General features: G+C 65.1%; 13 protein-coding genes. 10 read left to right on the top strand and 3 right to left on the bottom strand.

Annotation, left to right across the window (positions count from 1 at the left end):
* Positions 1 to 116: 116 nt before the first annotated feature.
* Positions 117 to 1,262 carry an amidohydrolase gene (locus tag NYQ83_RS05540; RefSeq protein WP_261213135.1) on the bottom strand — a complete coding sequence of 382 codons (1,146 nt, stop codon included), beginning with the start codon at positions 1,260 to 1,262 and terminating at the stop codon, positions 117 to 119.
* A 151-nt stretch (positions 1,263 to 1,413) separates the two neighbouring features.
* On the opposite strand from NYQ83_RS05540, the gene NYQ83_RS05535 reads away from it, so the two are divergent.
* The 7 genes from NYQ83_RS05535 (at position 1,414) to NYQ83_RS05505 (ending at position 7,036) form a co-directional block, all read left to right on the top strand.
* Positions 1,414 to 1,845 carry a hypothetical protein gene (locus NYQ83_RS05535; protein ID WP_261213134.1) on the top strand — a complete coding sequence of 144 codons (432 nt, stop codon included), beginning with the start codon at positions 1,414 to 1,416 and terminating at the stop codon, positions 1,843 to 1,845.
* Positions 1,846 to 1,937: 92 nt separating this feature from the next.
* Entirely contained in the window at positions 1,938 to 2,549 is a 612-nt protein-coding gene (locus NYQ83_RS05530; RefSeq protein WP_261213132.1) for a hypothetical protein, read from the top strand.
* On the top strand, positions 2,542 to 2,961 hold the full coding sequence (locus tag NYQ83_RS05525) for a winged helix-turn-helix domain-containing protein (protein ID WP_261213130.1): 420 nt from the start codon (positions 2,542 to 2,544) through the stop codon (positions 2,959 to 2,961). The genes NYQ83_RS05530 and NYQ83_RS05525 overlap by 8 nt, the downstream gene beginning before the upstream one ends.
* Positions 2,962 to 2,990: 29 nt before the next feature.
* A complete protein-coding gene (locus NYQ83_RS05520) occupies positions 2,991 to 3,713 on the top strand; it encodes a di-trans,poly-cis-decaprenylcistransferase (protein WP_261213127.1) in 723 nt (240 codons plus the stop codon).
* 145 nt (positions 3,714 to 3,858) lie between these two features.
* Positions 3,859 to 6,375 (top strand): FAD-dependent oxidoreductase, encoded by a 2,517-nt coding sequence (locus tag NYQ83_RS05515; protein ID WP_261213126.1) that lies wholly within the window; start codon positions 3,859 to 3,861, stop codon positions 6,373 to 6,375.
* Between the two features lie 15 nt (positions 6,376 to 6,390).
* Entirely contained in the window at positions 6,391 to 6,645 is a 255-nt protein-coding gene (locus NYQ83_RS05510; protein WP_261213124.1) for a type II toxin-antitoxin system HicB family antitoxin, read from the top strand.
* A gap of 52 nt (positions 6,646 to 6,697) precedes the next feature.
* Positions 6,698 to 7,036 carry a chorismate mutase gene (locus tag NYQ83_RS05505; protein WP_261213122.1) on the top strand — a complete coding sequence of 113 codons (339 nt, stop codon included), beginning with the start codon at positions 6,698 to 6,700 and terminating at the stop codon, positions 7,034 to 7,036.
* A 44-nt stretch (positions 7,037 to 7,080) separates the two neighbouring features.
* Here the strand turns inward: NYQ83_RS05505 and NYQ83_RS05500 are convergent, their stop codons facing one another.
* Positions 7,081 to 7,764, bottom strand: a complete 684-nt coding sequence (locus NYQ83_RS05500; RefSeq protein WP_261213119.1) for an HAD family hydrolase — start codon at positions 7,762 to 7,764, stop codon at positions 7,081 to 7,083.
* A gap of 173 nt (positions 7,765 to 7,937) precedes the next feature.
* Between NYQ83_RS05500 and NYQ83_RS05495 the strand changes: the two genes are divergently transcribed.
* Positions 7,938 to 8,756 (top strand): DUF1194 domain-containing protein, encoded by an 819-nt coding sequence (locus NYQ83_RS05495; protein WP_261213117.1) that lies wholly within the window; start codon positions 7,938 to 7,940, stop codon positions 8,754 to 8,756.
* Positions 8,757 to 8,771: 15 nt separating this feature from the next.
* Here NYQ83_RS05495 and NYQ83_RS05490 read toward each other — a convergent pair whose 3' ends face one another.
* Entirely contained in the window at positions 8,772 to 9,707 is a 936-nt protein-coding gene (locus NYQ83_RS05490) for a GlxA family transcriptional regulator (RefSeq protein WP_261213962.1), read from the bottom strand.
* 281 nt (positions 9,708 to 9,988) lie between these two features.
* Here NYQ83_RS05490 and NYQ83_RS05485 point away from each other — a divergent pair, with 281 nt between their 5' ends.
* Positions 9,989 to 11,659: a formate--tetrahydrofolate ligase gene (locus NYQ83_RS05485; protein ID WP_246008495.1), complete on the top strand. Its 1,671-nt coding sequence runs from the start codon at positions 9,989 to 9,991 to the stop codon at positions 11,657 to 11,659.
* Positions 11,660 to 11,742: 83 nt separating this feature from the next.
* Positions 11,743 to 12,501 carry an SDR family oxidoreductase gene (locus NYQ83_RS05480; RefSeq protein ID WP_261213116.1) on the top strand — a complete coding sequence of 253 codons (759 nt, stop codon included), beginning with the start codon at positions 11,743 to 11,745 and terminating at the stop codon, positions 12,499 to 12,501.
* Positions 12,502 to 12,521 lie beyond the last annotated feature (20 nt).

Here is a 12,521-nt window from a genome sequence, read left to right as displayed (position 1 = left end):
GCGCGGGCAGATGTCACGGACGAATCGAGCATGGAACCTCGGCGGCTACGCGGTGACCGTGGTAAAACGCTGCGTGCGCCTGTCAACGGGGCCATCGTCGCGCGCGAGCCCGATCATCAGCCCAGAATGTCATAGGCCGTGCGCAGAAAGATGCGCGCGCCGATGGCGATGAGATCGTCCGGGAAATCGTATTCGGGATCGTGCAGGGGCGGATGGGTCTCGCCGGCGCCGAGGAAGAGGAGGGCGGATTTCGCGCTCGCGCCGAAACGCCCGAAATCTTCCGAGGCGCGCATCGGCTCGCCGGGAGAATGGAAGATCCGCTCATGGTCGAGCGCCCGGCGGAGATGCGCAACCGCGTCGGGATCGTTGTCTGAGGCGAAGAAGACGTCCTCATAGGTGATGTCGAAGGAGAGGCCAAAAGCGCCTGCCGTCTCCGCCACCAGCGCCTCGGAGCGGGCGACGAGCGCCTCCATGCGCGCGTCCTGAAGCGTGCGCAGGGTCGCAAAAATCTCCGCCTCGCCGGGAGCGATGCCGAAAGCCGGCTCGCCCATCGCCGCATGGGTGATGCTGACGAGCGAGAAATCCTCCACGAGCGCGCCGCCCGCCGCGAGAGCCGTCAGCTCCGGCATCAGCCGTGCGATGGCCGGCATCGGCGAGAGGCCGGTCTCGGGCTGCGAGGCATGTGCGGTGCGACCGGTGAGGGTGATCTTCATGCCCCGCGAGGCGCAGGCGGCGGCGCCGTCCTTCAGGGCGACATGGCCGAGGCGGAGACCCGGAAAATTGTGGAGCGCGAAGGCGAAGTCGGGCGCGATCTCGGCAAAGCGCGGATCGGCGAGGATGGCGGCCGCGCCCGCGCCGGTCTCTTCCGCCGGCTGGAAGAGGAGAACGACGCGGCCGCTTTCGGGGCGCCGGCAGGCAAGGCCGCGGGCGACGCCGGCAAGGATCGCCATATGCCCGTCGTGCCCGCAAAGATGGCCCTTGCCGGAAATCTCCGAGCGGTGCGGCGCTTCCGTCCCTTCGGTGATCGGCAGCGCGTCGAGTTCTGAACGGAACATGAGCGTGGGGCCGGGCCGGCCGGATTCGTAAAAGGCCGCAAGCCCATGCCCGCCGAGCCCGGTGAGGAGCCGGTCGGGTGTCGTCGGTGCAAGGAAGGCGGCGACTTCCGCCGCGGTCTCCTCCTCCTCGCCGGAGATTTCGGGGCGCTGATGGAGTTTTCGCCGCCATTCCGTCAGTTCGACGATGTCGCGATTGGATAGGGGCATGGACGTGTCCGGAGGCTGAAAAAGACGAGGCGAGAGCGGCGGACGAGGGAACGTTGGAGACTCTCGCCCGTTCGGCGTGCCAGGGCGCAAGGTGGCACGACCCTGTGAGGCGTGCCACCTTGCGCGCGTGAGAACAAGTTCGGAGATCAGAATGAAGCCTGCCGCAGCCGCGACCTTTTTGAGCCTTTCCATGGCGATGTTTCCGGCATGGGCGGCGGCCCAGTCGACGCTCAGCGGGGCGCATGAAGTCGGCGAACTGACGAGCGTTCAGGCGACGCTGGAGGACACGCCCGATTCGTCCCCGGCGACGCTTCGCGTGCGCGGCCTGATCACGGCGCCGGAGCCCTGCCAGGTCGCGACGGCGGAGGCGGTCGGCGAAGGGGAGAGCGAGACGGCCGGGATCGCCCGCGTCCTGAAGATCCGTGTGACGACGGCGCGTGCCTCCGAGGACCAGATGTGCACGCAAAAACTCACGGATCTGCAGTTCCAGTTCACGCAGGAGGTGGGCCTGCGCGAATTCGAGGAGGTCGAGGTCATCTCCGGCAGCGATATCGAGCGCGCCTTGGTCGAACTCGCCGAATAGGTCCGGCGCGCCGAATGGCCGGCGGACAGGTCGAACTTGCGCGACTTTGCAAATCCGTATACTTTGCATTGCAGAGTTAATCGGAGCCGCTGGTGCGCGACCTTCAAAAGGCCCTTGCCGATATCGATGAGATCCGCAACCAGATGGCGGCGGCGACGGCGTTTCGTGGTTTTGGGCCCGGTGCGCTCGCGACGACCGGTGTGCTCGCCTTTTTTATGGCGGCGGCGCAGCAGGCTCTGATCGGTGCACCGCTTGCGAATCCCATCGCCTTTTTCGGTGGCTGGATCGCCACGGCCGTGATTTCCGCGATCATCATCGGCGTGGAGATGGCGGTGCGAACCCGGCGCCATCATGCCGGGCTCGCCGACGCGATGCTCTACAATGCCGTGCAGCAGTTTCTGCCTGCGGGCGCGGCGGGGGCGCTTCTCACGCTCGCCATCGCGCGCGTCGCGCCGCAGGCCCTGTGGATGCTGCCGGGCCTGTGGCTCGTCTTCGTCAGTCTCGGGGTCTTCGCCTCGGCGCGGTCGCTGCCACGCGGCATCCACCTCGCCGGTGTATGGTATTTCGTTTCGGGCTTCGTCGTCTTCGCGCTTGCGAGCGAAGGCCCGCATTTGTCGCCCTGGATGATGGGCATTCCCTTTTCGGTCGGACAGGTGGCGATCGCCGCGATCCTTTATTTTTCGCCGGGAGAGGCCGATGGTTGAGACGAAGGGCACGTCCGCCCCGGCTGCTGCGCCCTATTCCTATGAAGGGCTCGACCGGGTGATCCACGAAAAGGCGCGGCTCGGCGTCCTGACCTCGCTCGCCACGCATCCGAAAGGCCTTGCCTTCGCCGATCTCCGAAAACTCTGCGGGCTGACGGACGGCAATCTGAGCCGGCATCTGCAGGTGCTCGAAGAGGCGGGGCTCGTGCGTCTCGACAAGGGCTTCGAGGGCAAGCGCCCGCTCACCACCTGCCGCATGACGGGAGAGGGACGCCGCCGTTTCGTGGAGTATCTCGCGGTTCTGGAGCGGGTCGTGCGCGATGCCGCGGGTGCGACGGGCGCGGCGGATGAGGAGAGAGAGCCCGCCGATGCCGAGGACGCGAAGGGACGGCTTCGGCCGAAGCTCGCCTGATTTCTCTTTTTTTGCCAGGAGGCTTTGTAATGCAAAGTGGTCGCGACGACAGACTTCATGTCGCCATCATCATGGACGGCAACGGACGATGGGCGACGGCACGCGGCCTTCCCCGGAAAGCCGGCCACGAGGCGGGCGTCGAGACGGTGCGCCGCGTGGTGCGCGCCGCCCCTTCGGAAGGCATCGGCACGCTGACGCTCTACGCTTTTTCGAGCGACAATTGGCGCCGGCCGAAGGCGGAAGTGGCAGCATTGATGCAGCTTCTGCGGCACTATCTCGCCGGCGAGGTGGACGAACTCGTCGACAACGGTGTCCGGCTCTCCGTGATCGGGCGGCGCGACCGGCTTCCCTTCGGGCTTGGCGCCGCGATCTCGAGGGCGGAGCGGGCGACGGCGGCGGGCCGCAAACTCCATCTGCGCATCGCCTTCGATTATTCCGCCCGCTGGGCGATCGCCGAGGCCGCAAGAAACTGCGCCGCAGCGGGCGACATATCCGAGGAGGCGATCGCGAGCCGGATTTCGGGAGCCGCGGCATCGCCCGACGTCGATCTCCTCCTGCGCACCGGCGGCGAAAAACGCTTAAGCGATTTTCTCCTCTGGGAATGCGCCTATGCCGAACTCGCCTTCACCGGGGTGATGTGGCCCGATTTTGCGGCCGGCGATCTCGCCGAGACCGTCGCCGCCTTCCATCGCCGCGAGCGCCGCTTCGGCGGCCTGCCGGGTGAGGCCGTCGAAGACCGCTCCGCCGCCTGAAATCCGTACATTTCGGGAGCCGACATTCTCGCCGCGCGTGCCTGCGTGCCTCACAGAGATTACGGCGTGTCGCGGAAGAGCCATGATCGCGCGATGACGCGCCCTAAGCTCATCTTTGAGGATCGGGACTTCAAGGGAGCGGGGAATGCGGGACAAAGCGCGCGTGGTGGTGATCGGGGGCGGCGTCGTGGGCGTTGCGACCCTCTATCATCTGGCGAAAAAGGGCTGGTCGGATGTCGTTCTGGTGGAGCGGCGCGAGCTCACCTCCGGCTCCACCTGGCACGCCGCCGGCCTCCTGCCGCTCTTCAACATGAGCTACTCGGTCGGCCAGATCCACAAATACTCCGTGCGCTTCTACCAGGAGCTGGCGGAAGAGACCGGTATGGATACCGGCTTCCGCAAAGTCTCCAATGTGCGTCTTGCCCGCACCAGGGACCGCTGGGACGAGTATCAATATTATGCGGGCGTGGCGCGCACGATCGGCGTCAATGTCGTCGAGATGACGCCCGAGGAGATCAAGGAGCGCTGGCCCTACGTCGACACCGACGGGATCCTGGGCGCCATCGCCCATCCCGACGACGGCTATATCCAGCCGGCCGATCTGACGCAGGCGCTCGCCCGCGGGGCCCGCAATCTGGGCGCCGAGATCAACCGCTACACGACCGTTTTGGGGCTCGAGCAGCAGCCGGACCATTCCTGGATCGTGAAGACCGACAAGGGCGACATCCACGCCGAGCACGTCGTCTCCGCCACCGGCAATTTCGTGCGCAAGACCGGCGAGATGGTGGGGCTCGAAATCCCCGTCATCCCGGTGGAGCACCAGTATATCGTGACGGAGCCCATCCCCGCGATCCAGGAATTCCGCAAGAGCGGCGGCGCCGAACTCTGCGTTTTGAGAGAATCCGATTCCTCCTGGTATATGCGCGAGGAGGCGGGCGGCCTTCTGCTTGGACCCTACGAGAAAGGCGCGCCGGTCTGCTATGTCGAGGGACCCGATCCCGATTCCGAATACGAGCTCTTCCAGGAAGATCTCGACCGGCTGATGCCGCATGTGGAGACGGCGATCACGCGCGTGCCCTATTTCGGCGAGGTCGGCGTGAAGAAGGTCTATAACGGCGCCATCGCCTATACGCCGGACGGTTCGCCGATGGTGGGCCCGGCCTGGGATCTGAAGAATTTCTGGCTGAACGAGGGGCATTCCTTCGGCGTGACGGCGGCGGGCGGCGCCGGCTGGCAGCTCGCCGAATGGATCGTCGAAGGCGAGCCCTCGCTCGATCTGACAGGTGTCGATCCGCGCCGCTTCGGCCCCTATGCCTCGCGCGGCTATCTCAAGGCGAAGAACGAAGAGGCTTACGCCAACGTCTTCACCATGCACTATCCCGACGAGGAGCGGGCGGCGGGCCGGCCCCTGAAGACCGCGCCGTGCTATTTGCGCATGGCCGACCTCGGGGCGGTCTTCGGCTCCGTCTATGGCTGGGAGCGGCCGAACTGGTTCGCGCCTGCGGGCTACGAGGTGCCGGCCGAAGAGCTCGACGTCGACGACACGCTGACGAACGACAACCATCCGCCCGCCGACCATACGGGAAAGATCCGCGAGCGCTGGTCCTTCCGCCGCTCCAATTATTTCCCCTTCGTCGGCGAAGAGGTGAAGAATGTGACGAACGGCGTCGGCGTGCTCGACATGTCGGCCTTCGCCAAGATCGAGGTCTGGGGACCGGGCGCGCGTGCCTGGCTCGAGACGATTTTTGCCAACCGCATTCCGAAGAAACGTGGGCGCATCGCGCTCTGCCACCTGTTGACGCCGTCCGGTGGCGTGCGCTCCGAATTCACCGTCTACGAATGGGCGAAGGACCGCTTCTATCTCGTCTCCGCGGGCGCCTATGAGCGCCACGACCACGACGTTCTGATGAAGCTCGCGCCGATGGACGGGACGGTCCGTCTGCGTCCCATCACGACGCAGATGGGGGTTCTGGTCGTCGCCGGCCCGCGCTCGCGCGAGCTGTTGGAAAAACTCACTGATGCCGACCTGTCGAATGCCGCCTTCCCGTGGCTGTCCGGCCGCTTCGTCAATATCGGCATTGCCCAGGCGCATGCGTTGCGCGTCAATTTCGTCGGCGAGCTCGGCTGGGAGCTGCATCATCCGATCGAGATGCAGAACACGATCTTCGACCTTCTCATGCAGGCGGGCGAAGAATTCGGCATCAAGCCTTTCGGCATCCGGGCGATGGACACGATGCGGCTTGAGAAGAGCTACCGGCTCATCCCGCGCGAGCTGTCGATCGAATACACCGCCTATGAGAGCGGCCTCGACCGCTTCGTGCATCCCAACAAGGGCCCGTTCATCGGCCGCGATCAACTGGCGGAAGCGCGTGAGAAGGGCGACCGCTGGACCTTCGTGACGATGGAGGTGTCGGGCGTCACCGATGCCGATGCGCGGGGTTCTGAACCGATCTTCAAGCCGGGAACCGACGAACTCGTCGGCCGCGCCACCTCCGGCGGCTATGGCTGGCGGCTCGGCGCCTCGCTGGCGCTTGCGATGGTGCGGCCCGAAGAGGCCGATCACGGCGGCGAGCTGGAGATCCAGATCCTCGGCGAGCGCAAGCGTGTCACGATCATCGAGGAGAGCCCGTTCGATCCGAACAATGAGAGATTGCGGGGGTAAACAAAGGAGGAGCAAATGACTGACTACGCGATCGTGATTGCTCCCTTGTCGAACGAGGATGGAGGCGGCTTTGTCGGGCGTGTCCCTGATCTTCCAGGCTGCATGTCGGATGGCGCGAGCGCCGAAGAGGCGCTGAGGAACACGCAGCTGGCGATCGTGGAATGGATCGAGGAGTGCAGACGCCTCGGTCGCAGCTTGCCCAAGCCCGAGGCTGCTCGAAGCAATCTCGCCGTGTCGTTCGATCCGAACAATGAGAGGCTCAGGGGATAGGGCGGCGAAAGCGTCTTGCCGGGCTTTCTCGGGTGGCTGTAGAGAGGGCGCCATGACCTTCCCGACCGCTCAGACGCCCCCCGAAGACTGCACCACGATGGACGAGGTGCGCGCCGAAATCGACCGGCTGGACCGGATCCTCGTGACGCTCCTGGCCGAGCGTCAGCGCTACATCGAAGCCGCCGGGCGGATCAAACCGCGCGCCGATGAGGTTCGGCTGCCCTGGCGGATCGAGGATGTCGTCGCGAAGGTGCTTGCGGAAGCCCGCACGAAAGGGCTCTCGGAGAAGATCGCCGAGCCGGTCTGGCGCGAACTGATCGATCGCTCGATCGACCATGAGCACGAGGTCTGGGACCGGCACCGATCAGCGGCCGCGGAAAAGAGCTCCTAGAGCGCTTTTATCGGCCGCCGCATGCCGGCGAAGCCGAGATATCCTCAAATCGACCGCGAGGCGACCTCGTCGAGGTGATGGAGAAGGTCGGCGGGGTCTTCATAGACGCGGAGCGCACCGGCGCGTTCGAGCTCGTTCTGCCCGTAGCCGCCGGAAAGAAGCCCGACGCCGAGCGCCCGGCAGCGCGCCGCCGCCAGCATGTCCCAGATGGAATCGCCGACGACGATCGAGCGTTCGATCGGGACGTCGAGACGGCGCGCGGCTTCCACGAAAAGATCCGGATCGGGCTTGGCATGGCGCACCTGATCGCGCGTGACGACGGTCGCCTTGTCGGGATCGACGCCGAGCGCCTTCAAATTCGCACCGGCCGTCTCCATCCGCCCGCTGGTGGCGATCGCCCAGGGCGCGCTGTGTTCGCTCAAGGTCTTGAGAAGCTCGGAAGCACCGGGCAAAGGCACGACGGAGCGAACCAGTCGCTGATAGGCCTCCGCGTGCAGAATGCGCAGCCGCTCGGCCATATCCGGCCCGACATCCTTGTCGATCTCGCGCAGGAGCTGGTGGGTGAAGAGCCCGCCGCTCATGCCGATCTTGCGGTGGATGCGCCAGACGGAAAGCGGAATGCCTTCATGATCGAGCGCTTCGCGCCAGGCGAGAACGTGCTGATAGACGCTGTCGACGAGCGTGCCGTCGAGATCGAAGAGGAAGGCGTTGGACAAGGAAATCTCCATGCTGCGCTCGCTTGGGGAGAGGGGCGCTGCAGGGGAAAGAGGGCGGCCGGCCCAATCTGTCAATCCGAGCGGACGGGCCGGCATATCTTCCCTGCGTTCGTGGGGAGCTTCCACTGGCCCCCATCCGGCAAATGTGATTTGGACGAACGCGACCGATGCCGGATGCTTCCTGCATGCGGCCTCGTCCGATCCTGTCTCTGTGCCTGACACTTGCGCTGGCCGGCGCGGGCATGCGGGCCTTTGCGGCCGAGGACACGCCCGTCGATCTCGAACTCGTGCTCGCCGTCGATGTCTCCTGGTCGATGGATTACGACGAACAGGTGTTTCAGCGCGCGGGCTATGTCGCCGCCTTCCGCGATCCGGAGGTGATTGAAGCCATCCGTTCCGGCGGCTGGGGGCGCATCGCCGTCACCTATGTCGAATGGGCGGGTTCGAGCCTGCAAGAGGTCATCGTGCCGTGGACCTTGATCGAAGATGCGTCCACCGCCCATGCCTTTGCGGACGCGCTCGATACGACGACGACCGGCCGCCTGCGCCGCACCTCCATCTCCGGTGCGCTCGGCTTTTCCTTCTCCGCCTTCGACGACAACGGCTATGCGGGGCTGCGCCGGGTGATCGACGTTTCCGGCGACGGACCCAACAATCAGGGCCTGCCGGTGACGGTGGAGCGCGACCGTCTCGTGGCCGCAGGGGTGATCATCAACGGCCTGCCGATCCTTCTGAAAGGGTCGAGCGGCCGCGGCTTCATGTCTATCCCGAACCTCGACGCCTATTACGAGGATTGCGTCATCGGCGGCACCGGCGCCTTCGCATTGCCGATCCGCGATGTCAGCGAGTTTGCCACCGCCATCCGCCAGAAACTGCTTCTGGAGATCGCCGATTATCCACCGGAAAAAGCGCTCGTGCAGGATGCGCAGGACGCCCCGCGCGTCGACTGCATGATCGGTGAGAAGATGTGGATGCGCTGGCGGCGCATGAACGACGATTATTGAGGCGTCGTCAGCCCGCTACGACAGCACCTTCTCGCGCCCCTGGCGTTCCTGCTGTGGCGAGCGGCCGTAGAGCTCGCGGTAGCATTTGGAAAAATGCGAGGCGGAGACGAAGCCGCAGGCGACCGCCACTTCCACGATCGGCACGTCCGACTGGATGAGGAGATGGCGGGCTCGGTCGAGCCGGATTTCCAGATAATAGCGCGCCGGGGAGCGCCCGAGATTGCGCCGGAAGAGCCGCTCGATCTGGCGGCGTGACAGGCCGGCGTAACGGGCGATGTCGAGCAGAGACAGGGGCTCGGCGACGTTCGCCTCCATCAATTCGATGATGAAGAGAAGCTTCGAGTTCTGCAGGCCGAGGCGGGCGCGCAAAGGCAGGCGCTGGCGGTCCTGCGAGCCGCGCATGCGGTCCGTCAGAGCCTGTTCGCAGACCTTGGTGACGGTCGTGTCGCCGAGATCGATGCCGATGCGATGCAGCATCATGTCGAGCGCAGCCGTGCCGCCGGCGCAGGTGGAGATGTTGTCGTCGACTTCGAAGAGATCGGCGTAGGCTTCGGCTTCCGGAAACCGTTCCTGGAAGGCGGGCAGCGATTCCCAGTGGATGGCGCAGCGCTTGCCGTCGAGGAGGCCGGCATCTGCGAGCACCCAGGCGCCGGTGTCGAGGGCACCGATGCTGATTTTCTGGCGGTGGAGCGTGCCGAGCCAGCTGTTGAGCTCGCGGTTGTGGAAACGCTCCACGCCGAGCGAGCCGCAGACGAAGACGAAGTCCGGACGGTCGTCCGTGCGCGCCCGCTCCTTCGCTTCCTTGAGCGACATGTCGGCGTTCACCGCAATGCCGTTGGAGGCGGCAACGGGTGCCCCGTCGAGCGTGATGACGCTCCATCGGTAAGGGCCGTGGCCGCTCATCCGGTTGGCGATGCGCAGGGGCTCGACCGCCATCGCGAAGGCGAGCATCGTGAAGTTCGGCAGCAGGAAAAAGGCGTAGTGATGCGTCCGGGACGCCGGTGAGACAGGCTTGTTCGGCTTTTCTTTCACCGACGGTCCGTGCAATGGCACCTCCCACCGACCGATCAGGTCGAGCGCCTATGTCGCAAACGGGCCATTGGCCCAGATTGGAAACGCTAGTAGGTCTTTGCTCGCGTGACAATGGCATGACGCGCCCGCCGGCGGCTTTCCTTGCTTTTGAGGCAAAGCCGTTTCGATCGAACGAGGCAGACAGGCAAAGGGGAAGACTTTTGAAGAGCGACATCGAGATTGCGCGGGCGGCTGCGCGCCGGCCAATCTGGGAAATCGGCGAAGGGCTTGGTATTCCGGCAGAATTTCTGGAGCCCTACGGCAACGACAAGGCCAAGGTCGCCACCCCTTTCATCGAATCCTTGCACGAGCGGCCAGACGGCAAGCTCATTCTCGTGACCGCCATCAGCCCGACGCCGGCCGGCGAAGGCAAGACGACGACCACCGTTGGCCTCGGCGACGGCATCAATCGCATCGGCAAGAAAGCTGTGATCTGCCTGCGCGAGCCCTCGCTCGGACCCTGCTTCGGCGTGAAGGGCGGCGCGGCCGGCGGCGGCTATGCGCAGATCGTGCCGATGGAAGACATCAACCTGCATTTTACAGGTGATTTCCACGCGATCTCGACCGCTCACAATCTCCTGGCGGCGATGATCGACAACCACATCCATTGGGGCAACGAGCAGGATCTCGATCCGCGCCGCGTCACCTGGCGGCGCGTCATGGACATGAACGACCGGGCGCTGCGCGACATCGTCTGTTCGCTGGGCGGCGTGGCGAATGGTTATCCGCGCGAGACGGGCTTCGACATCACCGTCGCCTCGGAAGTCATGGCCATCCTGTGCCTGGCGGAGGATCTGGAAGATCTGGAGCGCCGGCTCGGCAACATCATCGTCGGGTATCGCCGCGACAAGAGCGCAGTGACGGCACGCGACTTGAAGGCCGACGGGGCCATGGCGACGCTCCTGAAGCAGGCGGTGAAGCCCAATCTGGTGCAGACGCTGGAGAACAACCCGGCCTTCGTGCATGGCGGACCGTTCGCCAACATCGCCCATGGCTGCAATTCCGTCATCGCCACCAAGACGGCGTTGAAACTCGCCGATTACGTGGTGACGGAAGCGGGCTTCGGGGCCGATCTCGGTGCCGAAAAGTTCTTCGACATCAAGTGCCGGATGGCGGGATTGAAGCCCGATGCGGTGGTGCTGGTGGCGACCATCAAGGCCTTGAAGATGAACGGCGGCGTGGCGAAGGAAGACCTGGGCCGCGAAGATGTGGCGGCGGTGGAACGCGGCTGCGCCAATCTCGGCCGGCATCTTGAGAATATCGGCCAGTTTGGCGTGCCGGCGGTCGTCGCGATCAACCATTTCACCAGCGACACCAAGGCCGAGATCGATTGCGTCAAAGCCTATGTGGGAGAGCTCGGCGCCAAGGCGATCGTCGCCCGGCACTGGGAAGAGGGGTCGGCCGGCATCGAGGATCTGGCGCGCGAGGCGGTGATGCTCGCCGACAGCGGCACGGCGGATTTTTCGCCGCTCTATCAGGACGACCTCTCGCTCTTCAAGAAGATGGAGGCGGTGGTGCGGCGCATCTATCGCGGCGCGCATGTCGCTGCGAGCGAGACGGTTCTGGCGCAGCTTGCCGAGTGGGAGGAGAAGGGTTTCGGCCATCTTCCCGTCTGCATGGCGAAGACGCAGTATTCGTTCTCCACCGATCCGCATCGGCGCGGCGCGCCGGCGGGTCATACCGTCCCCGTGCGCGAGGTGAGGCTGTCGGCCGGCGCGGGCTTTGTCGTCGCCATCTGCGGGGAGATCATGACCATGCCAGGCCTGCCGAAGGAGCCGGCGGCAGAAAAGATCCGCCTGAATGCAGAAGGGTTGATCGAAGGTCTCTTTTGAAGCTTTTAAAGCGGCTGGTGCGGACGCCGCACCAGCCAAAAGCAAGAACGACAAGAAACGATCATCTCAGGGAAGGAAACAGCATGGCGGAAGCCGCAAAGATCGCACTCGTCACCGGCGCCGGGTCCGGCATCGGCAGGGAAACCGCTTCGGCCTTTTTGATGGCGGGCTGGAAGGTCGTTCTGACCGGCCGGCGCGAGGCGCCCTTGAAGGAAACGGTTGCGCTTGCGGAAGCCGACGAGGGGGATGCGCTGGTCGTGCCGGCCGATGTCGCGGATCCGGAATCCGTCGATGCCTTGTTCGGGAAGATCGAGGAGGCTTACGGCCGGCTCGATCTTCTCTTCAACAATGCCGGTGCGAATACGCCAGGGGCACCGATCGACGAGATTCCGGTCGCAGAATGGAAGAAGGTCGTCGACATCAATCTGACCGGCTCTTTCCTATGCGCACGTGGTGCCTTCGCCCTGATGCGGCGGCAGAAGCCACAGGGTGGCCGCATCATCAACAACGGCTCGATCTCGGCCTATGCGCCGCGGCCGGGCAGTGTGCCCTATACCGCGTCGAAGCACGCGATCACGGGTCTGACCAAAACGCTCGCTCTCGACGGGCGGCCCTTCGACATCGCCTGCGGCCAGATCGATATCGGCAATGCGGGAACCGATATGGCGGCGGCCCAGGCAAAGGGGGTGCCCCAGGCGAACGGCAGCGTCGCCGTCGAGCCTCTGATGGAGGCGCGCGAGGTGGCCGATGCCGTCCTGCACATGGCCTCGCTGCCTCTGTCCACCAACATCCTTTTCATGACGGTGATGGCGACCAAGATGCCGTTCGTCGGCCGCGGCTGACGGCGGCCATCGCGCGTCTT

This window comes from Afifella sp. JA880, from assembly GCF_025379905.1.
Taxonomy (GTDB): Bacteria; Pseudomonadota; Alphaproteobacteria; order Rhizobiales; family Afifellaceae; genus Afifella; species Afifella aestuarii.
The sequence above is the reverse complement of the archived record's forward strand: the minus strand, read 5'-3'. Positions and strand labels throughout refer to the sequence as shown.

Coding starts and splice junctions, on each gene's coding strand:
- NYQ83_RS05515 (WP_261213126.1), top strand. CDS start 3,859: ATGCGGGACAAAGCGCGCGTGGTGGTGATCGGGGGCGGCGTCGTGGGC.
- NYQ83_RS05480 (WP_261213116.1), top strand. CDS start 11,743: ATGGCGGAAGCCGCAAAGATCGCACTCGTCACCGGCGCCGGGTCCGGC.
- NYQ83_RS05525 (WP_261213130.1), top strand. CDS start 2,542: ATGGTTGAGACGAAGGGCACGTCCGCCCCGGCTGCTGCGCCCTATTCC.
- NYQ83_RS05510 (WP_261213124.1), top strand. CDS start 6,391: ATGACTGACTACGCGATCGTGATTGCTCCCTTGTCGAACGAGGATGGA.
- NYQ83_RS05500 (WP_261213119.1), bottom strand. CDS start 7,764: ATGGAGATTTCCTTGTCCAACGCCTTCCTCTTCGATCTCGACGGCACG.
- NYQ83_RS05505 (WP_261213122.1), top strand. CDS start 6,698: ATGACCTTCCCGACCGCTCAGACGCCCCCCGAAGACTGCACCACGATG.
- NYQ83_RS05490 (WP_261213962.1), bottom strand. CDS start 9,707: ATGCTCGCCTTCGCGATGGCGGTCGAGCCCCTGCGCATCGCCAACCGG.
- NYQ83_RS05520 (WP_261213127.1), top strand. CDS start 2,991: ATGCAAAGTGGTCGCGACGACAGACTTCATGTCGCCATCATCATGGAC.
- NYQ83_RS05540 (WP_261213135.1), bottom strand. CDS start 1,262: ATGCCCCTATCCAATCGCGACATCGTCGAACTGACGGAATGGCGGCGA.
- NYQ83_RS05495 (WP_261213117.1), top strand. CDS start 7,938: ATGCGGCCTCGTCCGATCCTGTCTCTGTGCCTGACACTTGCGCTGGCC.
- NYQ83_RS05535 (WP_261213134.1), top strand. CDS start 1,414: ATGAAGCCTGCCGCAGCCGCGACCTTTTTGAGCCTTTCCATGGCGATG.